The sequence below is a fragment of the Tistrella bauzanensis genome, from assembly GCF_014636235.1.
GTDB classification, from domain to species: domain Bacteria; phylum Pseudomonadota; class Alphaproteobacteria; order Tistrellales; family Tistrellaceae; genus Tistrella; species Tistrella bauzanensis.
Map to the genome: position 1 here is coordinate 75,815 of NZ_BMDZ01000003.1, position 18,512 is coordinate 94,326.

Annotated in this window: 10 protein-coding genes; 2 read left to right on the forward strand and 8 right to left on the reverse strand. The window is 70.0% G+C overall.

Translation table 11 applies throughout. The features are described from left to right. Positions 1-43: 43 nt before the first annotated feature. Together IEW15_RS02510 and IEW15_RS02515 are read right to left on the reverse strand one after the other, a co-directional pair. Positions 44-1,801, reverse strand: a complete 1,758-nt coding sequence (locus IEW15_RS02510; RefSeq protein WP_188574559.1) for a Y-family DNA polymerase — start codon at positions 1,799-1,801, stop codon at positions 44-46. Between the two features lie 61 nt (positions 1,802-1,862). Beyond that, a complete protein-coding gene (locus IEW15_RS02515) occupies positions 1,863-3,347 on the reverse strand; it encodes an ImuA family protein (protein ID WP_188574561.1) in 1,485 nt (494 codons plus the stop codon). 502 nt (positions 3,348-3,849) lie between these two features. Here IEW15_RS02515 and IEW15_RS02520 point away from each other — a divergent pair. Together IEW15_RS02520 and IEW15_RS02525 are read left to right on the forward strand one after the other, a co-directional pair. Next, entirely contained in the window at positions 3,850-6,033 is a 2,184-nt protein-coding gene (locus IEW15_RS02520) for an elongation factor G (protein ID WP_188574563.1), read from the forward strand. A gap of 298 nt (positions 6,034-6,331) precedes the next feature. Beyond that, complete coding sequence (locus IEW15_RS02525) at positions 6,332-9,850, forward strand: ATP-binding protein (RefSeq protein WP_188574565.1); 3,519 nt, start codon at positions 6,332-6,334, stop codon at positions 9,848-9,850. On the opposite strand, the gene IEW15_RS02530 is transcribed toward IEW15_RS02525, so the two are convergent. Genes IEW15_RS02530 through IEW15_RS02555 form a run of 6 tightly spaced genes read right to left on the reverse strand, consistent with a single transcriptional unit; the run spans position 9,808 to position 18,466 of the window. Further along, positions 9,808-10,020 carry a hypothetical protein gene (locus IEW15_RS02530; RefSeq protein WP_188574567.1) on the reverse strand — a complete coding sequence of 71 codons (213 nt, stop codon included), beginning with the start codon at positions 10,018-10,020 and terminating at the stop codon, positions 9,808-9,810. The two genes, IEW15_RS02525 and IEW15_RS02530, sit on opposite strands and share 43 nt — an antisense overlap. Further along, positions 10,017-10,712, reverse strand: coding sequence for a type II secretion system protein (locus IEW15_RS02535; RefSeq protein ID WP_188574569.1), 696 nt, complete (start codon positions 10,710-10,712; stop codon positions 10,017-10,019). The genes IEW15_RS02530 and IEW15_RS02535 overlap by 4 nt, the downstream gene beginning before the upstream one ends. Continuing rightward, positions 10,709-12,517, reverse strand: coding sequence for a type II secretion system protein GspD (locus IEW15_RS02540; protein ID WP_188574571.1), 1,809 nt, complete (start codon positions 12,515-12,517; stop codon positions 10,709-10,711). The genes IEW15_RS02535 and IEW15_RS02540 overlap by 4 nt, the downstream gene beginning before the upstream one ends. Then, positions 12,514-15,477: a hypothetical protein gene (locus IEW15_RS02545; protein WP_188574573.1), complete on the reverse strand. Its 2,964-nt coding sequence runs from the start codon at positions 15,475-15,477 to the stop codon at positions 12,514-12,516. The genes IEW15_RS02540 and IEW15_RS02545 overlap by 4 nt, the downstream gene beginning before the upstream one ends. After that, the gene (locus tag IEW15_RS02550; RefSeq protein WP_188574574.1) at positions 15,474-16,724 is read right to left on the reverse strand and encodes a type II secretion system F family protein; all 1,251 of its coding nucleotides are present in this window, start codon (positions 16,722-16,724) and stop codon (positions 15,474-15,476) included. The genes IEW15_RS02545 and IEW15_RS02550 overlap by 4 nt, the downstream gene beginning before the upstream one ends. Next, a complete protein-coding gene (locus IEW15_RS02555) occupies positions 16,721-18,466 on the reverse strand; it encodes a GspE/PulE family protein (RefSeq protein WP_188574576.1) in 1,746 nt (581 codons plus the stop codon). Before IEW15_RS02555 ends, IEW15_RS02550 begins: the two co-directional genes overlap by 4 nt. Positions 18,467-18,512: the final 46 nt, after the last annotated feature.

The window sequence follows — 18,512 nt, forward strand, 5'->3', positions numbered from 1 at the left end:
CTGAAGGAAGGGGGCCTGGAACCTCCAGGACCGTTTTGAAAGATCATGGAAAAATTCCATGGACGAACCAGCCGGGCTCTTCTGTCCCGGCCGGCGGGATATCGGCGCCGAGGCCCGGTGCGGTGCCGGCGCGGAAGACCCACAGGCGATCCCCGTCCCAGGTTTCGATGCGATAGTAATCGCGGGTCTCAGTCACCTGCCCCGGCACCTGCCCCGGCACCTGCCCCGGCATCTGCCACCAGGGACCGTGCAGCCGTTCAGGGCCATCGGCCAGTCGCACACGGTGCAGCCGGCCGCGCCAGCGCAGCTGGGCCGGCGGGTCATCGGGCAGGGCGGCGATCACGGTGACCGGTTCGGGTCGTGGCAGCAGCCGTGGCGGTCGGGGGGCGGTGGGCCGGTGCGGCCCGTCAAGCGCCGCGGGGGCGCGTGTGGGCAGATTGTCCAGCCCGATGGCCTGTCCGGTGGCGGAAACCAGCCTGGCCACGGCTTCGGGCAGGACTGCGGCATCGATCTGCACCGCCCGCACCCGGCCGCTGCCCAGCCGGGCATCGATGCGGTCGATCAGCGCGGCGATCGCCACCGGCTGGCCAGCCGGGACTGCCTGTCCGCGGCCGGACAACCCCGGCAGGGCGCAAGAGATCAGGCCCGGCAGGGCGCCAGAGACCAGCCCCGGCAGGGCGCGATCGGCCACGCCCAGCCGTTGCACACGGGGTGCCGACAGCACCATCACCTCGATTCCAAGGCCCGGATCGATCCGGTCCAGACGCTCGGCCAGCAGCCGCATCAGATGCACCGGGTCGCGGCTGGCCATGGCCAGCCCCAACTCGGCCGACCGCACGGCACCATCGACGATATGGGCCGACAGCAGCAACTGCCGGGCCCCCAGACCGGCCGTGGCCAGATCGCCGGCCAGCCTGTCGACCAGAGAGGCGGTGGCGGCGGCAATGTCTTCCGCCCGGCCGATCGGCTCGGCCCAGCTGATCCGTGCTTCCACCGCGGCCGGCGGCCGGCGCGGATGCAGCGGATCGGCCATGCGGCCATACAACCGGTCGAGTGCCGCAATCACATCGGGTCCGAAACGTTCGGCAACCGATTGCCGGGGCAGGGCATTCAGCGCATCGATCCGACGGATGCCCAGCCGCGCCAGCCCCTGCACGGCCTGCGGATGGTCTTCCACGATCGCCTCGATCGGCAGGGGGCCAACCGCATGGGCCAGGGCGGCGGCGGCATCGGCACCATCCGGCGTGATGATCAGCGATGGCTGTCTGTGGCGGGCCAGGACCGAGGCGGCAAGCGGTCCGGGGGCAATGGCGGTTCTGATCGTCAACCGCCCCTGCCGGCTCAGCAGCTGCGCGGCCCGTGCCGCCAAGGCCGCCTCGCCGCCGAACAGATGGGCGACGCCGGTGATGTCGAGCAGCAGCCCCCGGCCGCCATCCAGGGCGACGGCTGGTGAAAAGCGATCGGCCATATCGGCCAGCCGGGCCAGAAGATGGCGGTCTCCACGCGGATCGGCCGGTACCAGGCGGATCGCGGAGAGCCGGGCCCGGGCCTCGGCCAGTGTCATGCCTGGCCGCACGCCCTGGTCGCGGGCGGTCTGGCTGATTGCGGTCAGCACCGGCCCGCGTGGGCCGGAGACATGACAGGCGGCCGGGCCATGGCGCCAGTCGCGGGCCGCCTGATCGTCCCCGGCCGCTGCGGCAAGGGCTGCCTGCCGGTCGAGGGCGAGGTTTGGCAGAGACAGGGCCAGCACGCGTCGGGGCAGGATCTGCCGCCGCCGGGCGGGAACGGGGATGTCTGGCATGGCGGGAACCGGATTGACGAACGGGGGGCGAGAAGCCGGCCGCCGGAGATCCGGTGACCATTCAGCCGGTGGCGCCGGGGCGGATGCCGTTCAGGCCGCCACGTCCAAGCCCGAACCAGCCGCGCCGGGGCAGGGCGTCACCGGTGGCCTGCGGCATCCTGGCCATGGCCGGTTGGGGCGCTGAGGCCGGCGCCATGCCGGCCTCGGGTGATGCCATCGACAGCCGGCCGGGCTGGTCGGCAGACCAGCCGACCATCAGCCGCGCGGGCAGGCTGCCGCGCGCGCGCAACAGGTCCAGCTGCCAGTGCAGCCGGCCGATCGGCCGGGTCCGGTAACCGGCGGCGGCCGGCCAGGATGCCGCGGCGGCGGGCGCCGCGGTGACGGCCCAGCGGCTGGCGGCGGCGCTGGGCGGCAGACGGGCGAGCAGGGCTGCCGGATCGTTGCCGTCATCCCGCCCGGCTGCATCGCGGGGGGCTGGCCTGAGCAGGCTGTGTGCCACCGGCCTGATCAGCAGGACCATGCCACCACCTTCCGCCGCGGCCAATTGCAGGCGCCGGGTCGCCAGAGGATCGACATCGGCCACCTCACCGACCACGGCTGCGACCGCACCGCTGCGGATTGCTTCCTCCATCACCCACAGCCGCTCGGCACTGCGCCGGGCCGGCACCACCAGCAGCCGCGCCGGGTCCAGGCCGAAATCAGCCAGGCCGGGCGCATAGGGTGCCGGCCAACCGCCGACCCAGAGCACCGGACCACCGGATCCGATGCCCTGATCGGCACCCTGATGGCCGCCCGCGACCGTGGCGGCCCAGAGGGCGGCCAGACCCAGCCCTGTGCCATGGGCGGTGCCGGCTGCCGGATAGTCACCGGCTTCGGCCGTGATGATTTCGTGCAGCCGGCCAAGGGCCAGACCGCCATCGCCCAGCAGGCCGTCGATCTGGTCACAGCCGGTGCTGATCACCCGCACTGCCGGATTATTGTTGTGTCCCGAGGGCAAGCGGGCCGGGGTGGTCTGGCCTTCGATCCGGGCGATGGTGGCCTTCAACTGAGCAATCTTGTCGGGGCGTGTCGCCGGCCGCCCGCCTTTGGCGAGTGTCTCGTTCACAAATGCCTCGTCCACAGGGACGTCATCGACAGGGGCGTCGTCCACTGCCCGCGGATCGGTCTCGCGCAGTGCCGCTTCGGCGGTGGCCATCGCGGCTGCGGCCAGAAGCCGCGACGGTCGCACGCGGATGCCCGGATCGCGGGTCTGCGGAATGCTGCGCGGGCTGGCAAGCCGATCGGCACGTGGCATGGCATCCTCCGAGTGTTGCAGGCATGATCCAGCCTTGGCTTCCGTCACCATGCGGGCCAGATCGGCCAGCATCGGTGCGGGCGGCAGGCGGCCGCCGCCGGTGCCGGACACCCGGTCATCGCCCGGCAGCCGGCGCATGACCGGTCGCGCCGGCCTGACCCGCCATCCCGCGGCGGGCAATCCGGCCGCGGCCGGCAGCACGGCCGGGGTGGTGGTGGTGGCGACGATGCTGAACGGCCTGATCGGCGGCATGGTATCGGTCCCCCTGGAGCGCGCCCTGGAGCGGTTGATCGGGCCATGCCGGAGGCCGGCGGGCAGATCATTTTGTTCTCTTTTTGTTCTAATCCCGGACCGGGATGGAGTCAAGCCGGAGTCTGAGACCGGCATCCGGAGCGGCGGCTCCGTGCCGCTGTCATCGTCTTCTGTCCACGATCGTGGATGCGGTTTCCCTTGCGTCGTCGCCTGGAGCGCGCGAGCATGAGTAATCGACCAGATCGAGCCGGAGCCACCTGCCGCAGACAGGCACCCCGCATTGCTGCCGGGGGGTTCCGTGACAATCGGAAAGGGACGGATCGCGGACCCGCGTCGCGGGGGGCGATTGACATGGCGGATGCTGTGGGACGAATGCTGTCCGACCGGTACCTGCCACGCACCCCGACGACCAGACCACGTCCCCATCACGTCCCGCGCACCCGGCCGGGACCGTGCGGCCCAGTTGGCCGACCGCGGCCTTGGCCCGCTGGGGAGGATGTCCATGTCCACGACCATGAATGGTACCAGGGACGGTGGGGCGGCGATGCCCGACAGAGCACCGGCGGCGCCGCGCTGCGCCGCCCTGATCGGCCCGTACGGCACCGGCAAGACCAGTCTTCTGGAAGCGATGCTGTGGATTTCCGGCACCACCGCCAGGCTTGGCCGGGTGTCGGACGGCTCCGCCCGCGGTGATGCCTGGCCCGAGGCACGTGGTCAGATATCGGGCGGATTGACCCTGAACACAGCCCGGATCGATTATCTGGGCGAGCGCTGGACGATTCTCGACTGCCCGGGCGCCGCCGATTGCCGCCAGGACATGCGTGACGTGTTGAGCGTCGCGGATGTGGCGGTGGTGGTGTGCGAGCCCGACCCGGCGCGGGTGGAGGCGCTGGCGCCGATCTTTGCGCTGCTTGAACGCACGCGCATGCCGCATATGGTGTTCATCAACAAGGTCGACACCTTGAGCGTGCGGGTTGCCGAGATCCTTGATGCCCTTCAGTCGGTCAGCCGCCGGCCGCTGGTGCTGCGCGAGGTGCCGATCCGTGAGCATGGCCCCGGCGGCGGCGAACGGGTGGTCGGCCATGTCGATCTGGCCAGCGAGCGCGCCTATCGCTATCGGCCGGGTTCGGCGTCGGAAGTGGTGCGGCTGCCGGCATCGTTGAGCGCACGGGAACAGGATGCCCGGCGGGTGATGCTGGAGACTCTGGCGGATTTCGATGACGTGCTGCTGGAGCAACTGCTGGATGAGACCCAGCCGCCACGTGCCGAGATCTATCAGGATCTGGGCCGCGAATTCGGTCGCGAACATATCGTGCCGGTGTTCTTCGGCACGGCCCTGGAAGGCTTCGGCGTGCGGCGGCTGATGAAGGCGCTGCGCCATGAAACCCCGGATGTGACGGTGACCGCCTGCCGCCAGGGTATCCTCGCCCCGGGCGAGATGATGGCGGATGGTGCGAGGGCCGGGGGCGAGAGCGCCGCCGCCGGGGCGGCCGGGGCGGAGGCACCTGTCCGCGGGGTCGATGACGGACGGATGCGGGCGCGGGTGTTCAAGATCCTGCATCTGCCGCATCTGGGCCGGGTGGGGCTGGCGCGGGTCTGGTCCGGCACCGTTGCCGAAGGATGCGATTTCGCCGGCCAGCGGCTGGGCCAGACCGGCATGCTCGATGGACCGGCCCTGATCCGCCGCTCCGATCCGGCGGTTGCGGGCGAGGTGGTGGTGCTGCCGCGGCTGGAAACCGTGCCGCCGGGGGTGCTGGTCGATGCCACGGGTATTCTGGATGAACCCGATGACCGGCGGCACGTGCAGGCCCCGGCGCCGATTGCGGCGGTCACCCTGGTCGCCAGCCGCGCCGCCGACGAAACCAAGCTGGGTGCAGCCCTGTCCCGGCTGGTTGAGGAGGATCCGTCCTATCGCATCGACCCCCGCCCCGAGACCTCGGAGACGGTGCTGATGGGGCAGGGAGAACGCCATCTGGCTCTGGCGGTGGAACGGTTGCGGCTGCGGTTCGGAATCGAGGTCGAGGCCCGGCCACCGAAGATCGCCTTTCGTGAGACCCTGCGCCGCCCGGCCGGTGCCCGCGGCCGCCACAAGCGGCAGAGCGGTGGCCATGGCCAGTTTGCCGATGTCTCGATCGAGGTCGTGCCGCTCGATCGGGGCGAGGGCTTTCATTTCGAGGATCGGACTGTCGGCGGGTCGGTGCCGCGCAATTACGTGCCGGCCGTCGAAGCCGGCATTCGCGATGCCCTGACCACCGGGCCGCTGGGATTTCCGGTGGTCGATGTGGCGGTGGCGCTGCTGGATGGTCAGCATCATGCGGTCGACAGTTCCGACATGGCCTTCCGGACCGCGGCGCGTCAGGCGATGGCCGATGCCCTGGCCGAAGGCGATCCGGTGCTGCTGGAACCCTTGCGGCCCGTGAAGGTGACGGCGCCGGGCACGGCCACTGCCCGGATGCATGCGGTGCTTCAGGCCGCCCGTGGCCAGATCATGGGACTGGAGGCGGTGGCCCAGCCGGTTGGCTGGGACCGGATCGAGGCGCTGGTGCCGGATGTCGAGCTTCCGCGTCTGATCATCGATCTGGCGGCGGCAACTCAGGGTCTTGCTGAAATCACCGCCGGCGATCCCCGGCTGCAGGAGGCGCCCGGCAAGCTGGGTGAACGGCTTGCCCGCACCCATGCGGCCTGATCTTGCCGCGACAACCGGGCGGATGATGCTGTAAACATGAGGAGGTCAGAAGACACAGCATCGGCCGGATACCGGGCGGACCCGGGCGCCTGATATGGCAGAGGGCAGGACAGGGCGGGCCGATGGGAACGGCACGGCCGTCTTGCACCGGGTCTCGCGGGCTTGCACCGGGTCTCGCGGGCTGCAACACTTCCACCATGGAACATTGATGTTCCACGGAACGCCGCGGCCCGCGGAATACACAGTCCGAGACGGCTGCAGGCCCGGTCCGGTGATCCGGTGAGGAGATAGGGCGTCCGTGCGCATCGGCATCCAGCATCGCAACCGACCGGAGAACGGGCCGCCGGGCAGTCAGCTATCGAACCAGACCACAGCCGGTGGAGCCGGGCTTGCGAATGTCAGCTTCGGCAAGCTGATCCGGCCGATTCTGGGCGTGATGCTGATCGGTATACTGCTGGTCGGCGTGATTGTGGTATCGGCCGCGATCGTTCAGGACCGGGGCGCGCTGTCTGAACAGCAGCGGCTGGTGAAGGGGCTGTATGACGCCCGCGTCGACGATCTGCGGCGCACCATGATCGACTATACCTGGTGGGATGATGCCGTACGGGCGGCATCGTCACCGGTGGATATCGCATGGCTGACCGATAATTACGGGGCCTATATGCACCGGATGTTCAGCCTGGACGGCAGCATGGTGGTACGCCCGGACCTGTCGGTGGTGTATCTGGCCGTGGCCGCTGACGTGGCAGGTGATGGCGTCGAGACCGACCGGACGGCGCTGGCGCTGTTGAAGGCGGTCGCGCCGCTGGTCGGCCGCACCTTTACCGTGGCGAGCGATCCTCCCGACGCCGCCGCTGCCGTGGTGCGGCTGGGCGATCAGGCGGCTCTGGTTCTGGTCGCGCGGTTGAGTGCGTTTGGCACCGAACTGGCCGCGGCCGAGACCGACCCTGCGGCCCTGGTGGTCTTTGAATGGCTGGACGACAGTTTCATCGATCATTTCGCTGTGGCCGGTCTGGCCGATATGGTTGTAACGCCGCATAAGCCCGCATCCGACGCGGCTTTCGCTCTGGGTGACGGCGACAACTGGCCGGCGGCCTGGCTGAGCTGGGAACCGTCACGACCGGGCCGGGCACTGTTGGTGCAGACCATGCCGCTGGTCGCGATTGCGTTGCTGCTGATGATGGGGCTGGTGTGGAGTGCTGCGGCACGCGCCCGGCAGGCAGTGCGGACCATGACCCACCATGCGCGGCTGGTTGCCGACCGCAACCGCCAGCTCAGCGCGTCGGAACAGCGGTTCCGGGACGTATCGGGCATCACCACCGACTGGATCTGGGAAATCGACAATAACGGCCGCTTCACCTATGTGTCGCGCCGCATCGCCGACCGGCTGGGGCTTGCCGCCGAGCGGCTGATCGGCACCCGGCGGGCCGAATTGCCCGCCGCTGACTGGCGGGCTGCCGAGGACCGCTGCTGGCAGGCGCATCTGGCGGTGGTCGAGGCCGGGGAGAGCTTCGAGGGGATGCGCTATGAACTGATCGATGCCCAGGGTGGCCGACGGATGATCGAGGACAGCGGCCGGCCGATCCTGGACGCGCGCGGCCGGATCATCGGCTATCGCGGGGTCTCCAGCGATATCACCGACCGTCTGGAGGCCGAGGCGCGTGCCTGGACAGCCCATCGCCTGATGCTGGATGCGTTCGACAGCACCCGCGAGGGGATCGCGATCTATGATCCGGAGCTTCGTCTGGTGACGGTGAACCGGCGGATGGTCGACCTGTTCAGCATGGTCGCAGACCTGCTGGAACCGGGCGCCCGGCTTGAGGATCTGATCCGGGCCGGTGTGACACGGGGTGCCTATCGCAGCGGGACGGCGGGGACCGTTCATGCGGCCATGCGCCGTTACGCCGAGATCCAGAGCCGGCAGATCGACGGATTGATCGATGTGCAACTGGCCGATGGCCGGATGATCGAGTTGAGCGAGCGGGCCACCGCCGATGGCGGGTTGGTGGTGGTGGCACGCGATGCCACAGACATCCGGCGCCGTGAACGGGCCCTGGCCGAAAGCGAGGAACGCTTCCGCGCCATTGCCGAGGCAGCACCCCTGCCGATGCTGATCGTCATGCAGGAAACCCGCCGGCTGCTGTTCGCCAACCGCACCGCCATCGAGGCGTTCGGCCTGGATGACATGGTGGGGGGCGATATCGCCGGCGGCATCGTTTTCGACCGGCTGTTTCCCGACCCTGCCGTTGCCGGTCTGGCCCTGGCCGAATTGCAGGGCATCACGGCCAGCGAACGGTTCGAGACGCCGATGATGCGGGCCGATGGCCGGGCGTTCTGGGGGCTGCTTGGCGCCTGCGCGCTGCGCTATGCCGGGGCCGCGTCACAACTGGTGGTGGTTCATGACATTACCGACAGGCGGCTGGCCGAAGATGCGTTGCGCAGCCGCGAAACCCGGCTGCGGCGGCAGAACGGCGCCATCGCCGCGATCGCCCATGGCGGTGGCCTGTTCACCGGCGACCCGTTGAGCGTGATGCGGGTGGTGGCCGAGACGGCGGCGGAAATCATCGATGTCGGCCGGGTCACCATCTGGCTGGCAGGGGGGGATGACACGGTGGTCGACGCCGCCAGCCGCGCGGCCCCCGGCAATTTTGTCTGTGTCGACCATTTCGATGCCAGTGCCGGCGCTCATATGCCTCTGGATCAGCGGCTTGCCGAAGACAGGCGGATGATTTCGATCACCGCGATGCCGCGCTATTTCGCCGCCCTGATGCCCGAAAGGGTGCTGGTGGTGGAACATGCCATTGGCCATCCGGCCATGGCCGAGGTGATGGACCTGCCCCGCGGTGGCAACCGGCTGGGCGCGCTGATGGATGCGACCGTGCGGGTCGATGGCCGTCTGGTCGGAATCCTGTGCTGCGAACATTTTGGCGCGCCGCGCAAATGGGCGCAGGACGAGGTGAATTTCGCGGGCTCTCTGGCCGATCTGATCGCCCTGGCCCTGGTGGGGGCGGAACGCAGGCGTGCCGAGGCCGCCCTTCTGGACGCCAAGGAGGCGGCCGAACTGGCCAACCGGGCCAAGAGCGAATTCCTGGCCAATATGAGCCACGAATTGCGCACCCCGTTGAACGCGGTCATCGGATTTTCCGAAATGATCGCGTTGGAGACATTGGGGCCGGTGGGCAATCCGCGCTATCTGCAATATGCCCGTGACATCACCGATAGCGGCGGCCACCTGCTGGCGGTGATCAGCGATATTCTCGACATGTCAAAGATCGAGGCCGGCCGCCTGGATCTGGACGAGAGGCCGGTCGCCCTGGCGCCGATCGTCGTCCGCACCCGCGGTATGGTGCAGGCCCGGGCCGATGCCGCCGCCATCACCTTGGAGACCCGGCTGGCCCCGGATCTGCCCAAGATCATGGTCGATGAACGGCGGATGAAACAGGTGCTGCTGAACCTGCTGTCGAATGCGGTGAAGTTCACCGAACGCGGCGGACGGGTCACCGTTCATGCCACTCTGCCCGACGATGGCGGGCTGGACATTCATGTCAGCGACACCGGTATCGGCATATCACCCGCCGATCTGCATCGCGTGCTGACCCCGTTCGGCCAGATCGAAAGTGCGCTCAGCCGACGCTTCGAGGGCACCGGGCTGGGGCTGCCACTGTCGAAGGCGATCGTCGAACTGCATGGCGGCCGGCTGGAGATCGACAGCACCGTGGGCATCGGCACCACGGTGACCATTCATCTGCCGTCGATGCGGGTTGCGGGCCGGCTTCAGGTGATCGCGGCAAACGGGGCGCCGCCGCCTGTATCCTGATCGGGAATGCCCACCGTCAGCGCTGCCAGTGTCGATGTTCTGGGCACAAGATCGCGCAGCACCGATGGGCCGGGCTCGGGCGGCAGCGGGTCACTCAGCGGCGGTGGCGGCATGACCAGGATCGCCGCCACCGCCACAACCGCCCGCAATGTCGTGTGCTGCCGGATCACGGCATCAGCACCTGGACCAGACATGTGGCGCTGGATGTAAGGTTATAGATGTTGATGCCCTCACCCTGGCAGGCGGGGGTCTTGTTCATGACGCTGCCCGTGGCGGGCAGACCGTCATCCAGTTCCTGATCCAGTCGCCGCGCCTGTTCGACCGTCAGCAGGGGCCCGGAGTTGTCGCTGGTCGCCATGTTGCCGATCCGCAACCAGGTGCCGGTGGAATCTTGAAAGACCTGGTACTGACCGCCCAGCGGCGTTGCCGGCACCAGGACACCGGTCGCCGGGATCTTCAGATTGGTCAGGAACTGCGCCGCGGTCAGATGCTGCCAGACCGCGGCGCTTTCATCGCTGGGGCCGGTGCCGGCCAGCACGCCATCGCCATTGCCGGGCGCGACCCCCGTTCTCAGACCAGCCGCGCCGGCATAATCTCCCGGCAGGGCGCCATAGCGTTCCTGAAACTGGGAGAAGGCGGTCCGGATGGCACCGACATCCGATATGAGCGCCTGCACGCGGGTGTTGCCGACCATGCCTTGCGCCTGCAGAACCGTACCGACCAGCAGGGCGATGACCATCAGGGCAATCGCGACCTCGACCAGGGTGAACCCGCGATCGCCATCGCCCGGCCGGTCGCGCCGATGGCTGGCTGCAAGAGCGGGCTGGTCCGTGTCGGGGCGGATGGATGTGATGTCCGTCATCTCTGGGGCTCGCTTTCATCTGGGATGGGAATCGGGGGAGGGGCGTTCGAGGTGGGAGCAGGCGGAAGCGGCGCCGCCGCCGGGCGACTGCGGCGCGACGGGAATGGCAGCGGTCTGGGATCGGTGGTGAAGCCGCGATACAGGTCGATATCGGCAGGCGCCACGGTGCCGCTGCCCTGGCCCGCGCCGGGAGCGGCCAGAATGGTGGCGCGCAGAAACACGACCAGTTCCACCGTCCGGGTCTGGTCGCTGTCGGCGCGGAACAGCCGGCCCAGCCAGGGCAGATCCTTCAGCACCGGTGCGCCGCTTTCATCCAGGCGGGCGCGTTCTTCCATCAGCCCGCCCATGATCATGATCTCGCCCGACTGCATGCGCAGAACCGAGTCCAGCTCGCGCACCTCCACCACCGGCACCAGGCTTTCCACCTGGTTCTGCGACACCACCGCCACGCCGGGATCGGGCACCTCGCGGGCGACGCGGGTGATGGTCGGGCGCACGGTCATCACCACGGTGCTGCCGTTGGACGACACAACCGGCTGCACCGCCAGCACCAGACCGATCGGCACGGTGTTCAGGCGGGAATTCACCGTCAGCCGGGTGTCGCCGGTCTCGTCATCGGTCTCGCGTTCCACATCCAGCGTGAAATAGACCGCGTTCTCGGCCACCTTCAGCAGAGCGGTCTGATTGTTCAGCACCGTCATGCGCGGGCTCGACAAGGTGCGCACCGCGCCGAACCGCGCCACCAGCCCGATCAGCGCATCGATGTCGCTGCCATTGATGCCGACGCTGAACACATCATCGACGCCATTGGCGATCCGGGCGGCGGGCGCACCGAACCGGCCGCCCAGAACCACATCGCCCGACAGCACCGCCGACCAGTTGATGCCCGCCTCATAGCCTTCGTTCAGCGCAACTTCCACCACCCGCGCCTCGATCAGCACCTGACGTGCCGCCGTGCGGCGCAGGCCGTCGATCACCCGGCGGGCGGCCTCCTGCGCGCGGGCATCGCCATAAATGGCGACCAGACCGACACGGCGGTTCACCGTCAGCCGCGGGCGGGCGGGATCGGCGGCCATGACATCGGCGGATGCCAGAGCCGGAATACCCAGCACGGCCGCCAGCGAGCCTTCCAGATCGGTCCAGAAATCGCCGTCGGTGTGGTTGCGGATCGCGATCGACGATCCGTTGCGATCGGCATTGCCACCACCACCGGTGCCGACGGTGTCGAGTTCCGACGAGGCGGCAACCGCGCCCTGCACGCTGCGCACCATATCGGGCTGCTCGATGCGATACGTGCGCACCACCGGCCGGTCGCGCTCCACCACCAGAACGCCATCCTCGATCCGCGACACGAAGCCCGCCTGCCGGCCGATGGCCGCAAGGGCCCGTCCCAGCGGCGTCCGGTCCAGCGAAACCCGTGCGGCACCATCCAGCGCCGGATCGATCACCACATCGATGCCGGCCTGCCCTGCCAGTTCCGCCACCAGATCCGCGACCGGCACCCGATCGGTGGCGGTGATCGTCACCGGACGGTTCAACAGCGCCAGATCGGCGGCGGATGGCACCGCGACGGCCTCGTCATCATCGGGATCAGGCACCGGCGGTGGCTGAACCACCGGCTCCTGATCCGGCGGCGGCGTGGCGGACGGTGCGCCTGCGAGCGCGCGATAGTCGTCTCGGCTCAACCCCTGCGCCCGGTCGCGTTGATCGGCAGCCCCGCAGGCGGCCAGCATCAGGGCCGGCAGCATGATCAGAAGCATGATCAGCAGGGGCCTGATCGGCCGTGTCGGCAGGCGGGGGATCATCGGCACGCCTCCAGCGGCAGCTGCCCGACGGACCCGATGCACAGGGTCTGGCCGATCTTCAGCGCCACGGCGACACCACGACGATCGGCGGCGATACTGACATGACCGCGACCCACCGCCCGGATCACCGGATCATCCGGCGACGGTTCCGCCGCGTTGCTGATCCGGCGGCCGTTCAGCCACAGCCGCCAGCCGCCGTCACGGCCACGTGCGATGCCATCCAGTGTCACCAGCCGCGGCGGCGGGGCGGCATCGCCACCGGTGTCGTCATCCGCCGCGTCACGCTGGCTCAGCCGCCGGCGATGGTCGGCCAACGACAGCATCAGCGACCGGAAGCTGCCGTCATTGAGGCGCGCGCGATGGGCAGCGGCGGCAGGCAGGATGGCGCTTTCGGCCGCCAGAAAAGGCGCCAGCGGGTCGGCAGTGGTCATGGTCCAACCGGGCAGCGATGCCGGATCGATGGTGGTGAAGCGCAGCGCCACCCGGGCCACGGCGGTGCCTTCGGCCGGCCGGTCGCTGATGCTGATCAGCGAAGGCACCGCGCGGCCGGGCAGAACCGCCCGCATCGCCGCGACGGCCAGTCGCAGTTCCACATCCGATGGCGCGGTCAGGTCCGCTGTCACCACCACCGGCCGCAACCGTGGCAGCAGCTCGTCGGATGGTGGATAGGGCAGGGTGCGGGGGCCGGACCGCCGGCTGTCTGCCGTTACCGGTTCTGTCGGGGCGTCACTCAGCGACAGGCGGATCGCGGTGACCCCCGCCGCCGCGGCCCGGTCGCTCAACGCGCGAAGCAGCGCGCCCGGCGGTGGTGGCATGAACAGCGGTCGCGGGTCGCGTGCCAGAAGATCGCGACCCGTCTCCAGTCGCCATTGAGCTGCCTCGGCCCGGGTCCGATCGGCGGCGGCGGCATCGGTCAGCGCGGCTGCCGCCTCGGCGCGGGCCGCGGCATCGCGTACCGTCAGCGCCAGCCGCAGATCAACCGCTCCGACCATGATCACCGCCATCACCAGCAGAACCAGCGGCAGCGACAGGGCCCGCCGCCGCTTCGCATCCTGGCCGGGATCCTGCTGCATCCCGGCCGCAGGTGCTGCGGCCCCACGCGGCTGCCCCGGTCGCCAGCCAAACTCCGGTCGCCAGCCGGCCCGCGGTCGCCAGCCGGTCCGTGGTCGCCAGTCAGGCCGCAGTCGCCAGCCGGGCCGCAGTCGGCCGGCCTGAGAGGCGATGGCCGGTGACATCGGGCCCGGCATGGATGCCGGCGGCGCCGCCGTGGATTGCAGTGGCAAACCGCCCCGCCGGCAGACAGCACCTGCGGTATCGGTGGTGGCAGGTTGCTGCCTGTCCGGGATCAGAACCACTTTGCCCAGAAACGGGGCCGCCGCGTCCGGCACCGGGCTGTCTGCGGCCGCAAGCTCCATGGGCGGCCGGGTCAGCGGCGCTATGGCCTGGGCACTGCCGGCGGGGCCGTTCCGGGCCACCAGGCCAAAGGCGGCGGCATCGATCGCTTCAAGGAAATCCTGCCGCCGCTGTTCGGCGCTGGCGGCATCGGGATCGACGATCGACACTGTCAGGGCCAGCGTCAGGTCGCCGGGCTGGCGTTCGATGCCGGATATGACGATGCCGTCAGGCCGCAGCATCGCCAGTTGGTCGAGCACGCAGATCAGGTCGATGGGGTCCGCAGCCTCCATGGCGGCCAGTCCGGCCAGGGCCGCGGCCACCCGCTCGCCGGCGGCGATCCGTGCTGGAGCGGCACCGCCGGCCATGCGGATGGCCGCTTCCAGCATCGTGCGGGTGATCAGGCTGCGATGGCTGGCGATCTCGGACGCATCGACCAGCCGCGCCGCCTGTACACCCGGCAGCACCACGGCTGATGCCAGTCCCAGCGCCGCCACTGCCATGCCCAGCCGCCGGGGTCCGGTCTCACCAAGGCTGGCGGTCAGCCCGTGAGCCGCCGTCGTGCCCCGGCCGGGCGTGGTGCCGATGGTCCGCAGGTGCGGCAGTGGCGCACCATCGATCAGCCCGGCCACCGCCATCAGCGCCAGATGCCCCGGCGCGGCCCCCGTGCCGCTGATCCGCGGCGGTTCCACATGGCGTGGCGGCTGGTCGTCATCGTCCGGCGTGCCGCGTCCGGCTGTCGAGAGCCCCGCCCACAGGGTGATCTCCGGCCGGGTATCGCTGAGCAGGATGGTGTCGAGTGCCGGGGATTGATGCTGCCGCCGCAGATGTCGTCTGACAGCCCGGCCGCCATCCATCGCCGCATCGGCCGCGGACAGCCCGTCGAGCGGCCGCCGGCTGGCAAAGACCGGATGGCCGGCTTCATAGAGGATCTGGTCGATGGTGCCGGCATGACCGGCCGTGGTCTGTATCGCCACATGCAGGGCGGTCCAGCGGGTGCTGGCAACCACGGCCATATCGGTGGGAGCCGCGTCGCCGGCGGCGCTGTTGATGGCCGGGCCGGGCAGGGCGACCGGCGCCACCGGGCACAGCCAGATATCTGCGGCCGAGGCGTCGGCGATCACCTGCATCAGCGCATCATCGGCGGCGATCAGGCTGAGGCTCAGCCGTGTCGGCCGTCGCCGGGGGTCTTGCAGGGCCTGATTATCGGATGGTGGCAGTGGCGACAGACAGGCGAAGCCGGCGGTGATACCCAGCTCCTGACCGGCGGCATGGCAGCGGCGGTCTTCGATGGCGCGCCGCATCCGCCGGCCCAGTCGCGGCACGGCGATCACCGCCACCGCCGGCCGGCCGCGATCGACCACCAGCGGGATGGCGGCCCGACGCCACCAGTGACGACCGGCATCGGTTGCGAACTGCCGCCATCTGCCGGGTGTGTCGGGGCCGGGATGCGCGATCAGCCCATGCGGGTCGCCCGGCACCCGGCCGATCGCCCAAAGCCGCCCGCCCTGATCCAGCAGCAGCACGGGGCGCGGCGGCGTTCGTGGGCCGATGACCGGCGGCCTCATCCGCCGACCTCTGCCAGACCGGAATAGAGCGCGCCCAGCACCAGCCGGCCGATGCCGGCGATGACCAGAGCCAGAACCATCACCAGGGCCGGTTCCAGCAAGGCGGTCAGCCGGTCGACCGAGCGTTCGATGCTGCGATCCAGCGCCTTCACGGCGCTGCGCGCCGCCTCGGTCAGCCGGCCGGCGGCGGCGCCCGCGACCAGCGGCCCCTGGGCAACCGGTGGCCAGGGTTCCAGCATCGCCAGCGCGTCGGCGGGCGGCATGCCGCGTGCGATCAGGCGCCGGGCATCGTCGAGCCGGCCGGCAAGGTCGGGATCGGCGGCCCCAATCGCTGCCAGTGCCAGGGCATCGGTCACCGGCGCGCCGGCATCGGCCGCCAGAACCAGCGCCCGCAGGCTGCGCGCGGCCGCCAGTTGATGACGCAGCCGCATCACAGGCGACCAGCGGTCCAGCAGGCGGGCCACGCTGGGCCTGCGGCTTGCCAGCCGCAGGCCCAGAACCAGCGCTACCGGCAGGCCGATGATCAGGCCGATGGCCAGTTCGGGCGCATCGCCGATGGCGATCGCCAGCGCCAGGGTGGGGTCGTCGCTGTCCACGCCCAGTTCGGTCATCAGGCCGGCAAGTTCCGGCAAGGCGCCGCCGATCAGCGCCACCATCGATGCGGTGGTGGTCAGGCCCAGAACCATCGGATAGCGCAGCGCGCGGGTGATGCGGCCATGAATGCCGCCTTCCATCTCGTGATGGCGGGCCAGATCCTCGATCGCCCGAACCAGACGGCCCGTGCGTTCGGCCACCGCGAACACCGCCGGTGCCACCGGGCCCAGATCGGACGCGCAGGCCGCGGCGGCGTCGGTTGGCGACCGGCCGGTGCGGATCGCCCCGGCCATGGCCGCGAACGGCCGCGCCACGGTGCGGGCAAGGCCGCCGCGGCTGGCGGCGTCCAGCGCTGCCGGCAGGTCGCGATCGGCCGACAGATGCAGCGCCACCGCCGACCAGCCTTCGGCCAGGGCGGCATGGCGTTCGGCTTCACCCGCCAGCAGGCCCGACAGCCGCGCCTGCCACCGTCCGCCATCGCGGATGCGGCGAATGGCGATCGGGTCCAGTCCGCGTGCCTCCAGCCGGCCGGCGGCCGCATCGACATCGCTGGCCGATATCCGGCCACGGATCAGCGTGCCGTCGGCATCGACGGCACGGAACCGCCACAGGCCCGCCTGCGGCCCGGCTATCGGATCGGATGGTGTGGTCATGCGTCGAGCGGCCCGATCACGGCTTCGATCTCGGCCCGTGTGGTCAGGCCGCCGGCCAGCAGGTCGCGGGCATGGTCGATCAGCCGCCGGTGCCCGGCCGCGGCAAGGGCGGCCGCCAGACGCGGCCGGGGCGCATCCTTGGCCAGCAATGCCTCGAACCCCGCATCCGGCACCAGCAGTTCGCAGACCGGTATCCGGCCACGGAAGCCTTGAAAGCCGCAGGCGGGGCAACCACGCGGCCGCGCGCTCACCTCCATGCCGACGGCACCCGGATCGTGGGGGACCGGATCGGTGCAGGACGGACAGACCCGCCGGATCAGCCGCTGCACCACCACTGCCGACAGCACGCCTGCCAACCTGACGGGTGACAGGCGCAGATCGCGCAGCCGGTCGATCACCCCCAGAACGTCGCCGGCATGCAGCGTGGTGAACACCCGGTGACCGGTGATCGCGGCGCGATAGGCCATGGCGGCGGTCGCCTCGTCACGCATCTCGCCGATCAGCAGCACGTCAGGGTCCTGGCGCATCAGCGACCGGATGCCGCCGGCGAAGTCCAGCCCCGGCAGGCGCGACAGATCGGTCTGCCGAACGCCGTTGAGCGGGTATTCCACCGGATCTTCCAGTGTCGCCACCGCCAGCCGTCGCCGATCGATCGCGCCCACCAGCGCCCGCAAGGTGGTGCTCTTGCCGCTGCCGGTCGGCCCGGCCACCACGATGATCCCGTCGGGCCGCTGCACCACCCGGGCCAGTGCGGCCGAAACCGGTGTCGCCAGCCCCAGCCCGCCAAGCTGCATCAGCCGCCGGTCGGCGTCGAGCAGGCGCAGAACCGCGGCCTCGCCGTGAACCGTCGGGTGGGTGGCGATGCGGATATCCACCGGCAGGCCGTCGGCGCGGGTGGTGAAGCGGCCATCCTGCGGTTGCAGCGTGACCACGGCATCCAGTCCCGCCAGCACCTTCAGCCGGGTGATCAGGCCCAGCGCCAGGCTGGCATCCAGCACCCGATAGGCGTTCAGCACCCCGTCGATCCGCAGCCGCAACTGCATATGGCCGGCGGCGGGATCCAGATGAATATCCGATGCCCCGGCGCGCACCGCGCTGGTGATCAGCCCGTCCGCCAGCCGGGTGATGCTGCTCTCCTCCGCGGCGGGCGCATGGGCATCGCGGAACGGATCGTCGGATGCGGCAGCCTCCGCCGCCATCGTCAGGCCGTCGCCATGGCCGCGATCGGTGGCGGCGCGGATCATGGCATCGACCAATTCCGTACCGCGATGGAGATGCCCGATCAGGCCGGCAAAGGCCGTGCGGCCGATGACCACGCCCGTGATGCCGCCGCCATGCCCCAGGCGACGCCGCATGGTTTCGGCGGCCGCCAGATCGTCCGGATCGAGCATGGCAAGAACCAGCCGTCCGGCCTTCACGGTGATCGGGACCGTGCCGGCGGCGACCAGCGCCTCGGCGGGCATCCGCCGGCCCAGCGCCGCGTCGAGCGGCGGGTGGTCCGGCCCGCCATCCACACCCGTCCACACACCCAGGCGGGATTCGGCCGCCAGCACCGACACCAGATCGGCCTCGTCGACCAGCGCCATATGTTCTATGGCTCGCACAAATGAGCCACCGGGAATGCGTGCCGCCTCGCGTCGGACCAGATCCGCCGCATCCGGCGCGATCAGCCCCCGCGCCACCAGCGCATCAACCAGATCCCGGGGCCTGCTGGTGGAATTGCTACTGTTAATCATATTCATAATGAAAATCCACTACCTATAGAAATAACGCAAAAGCTGTGGAATA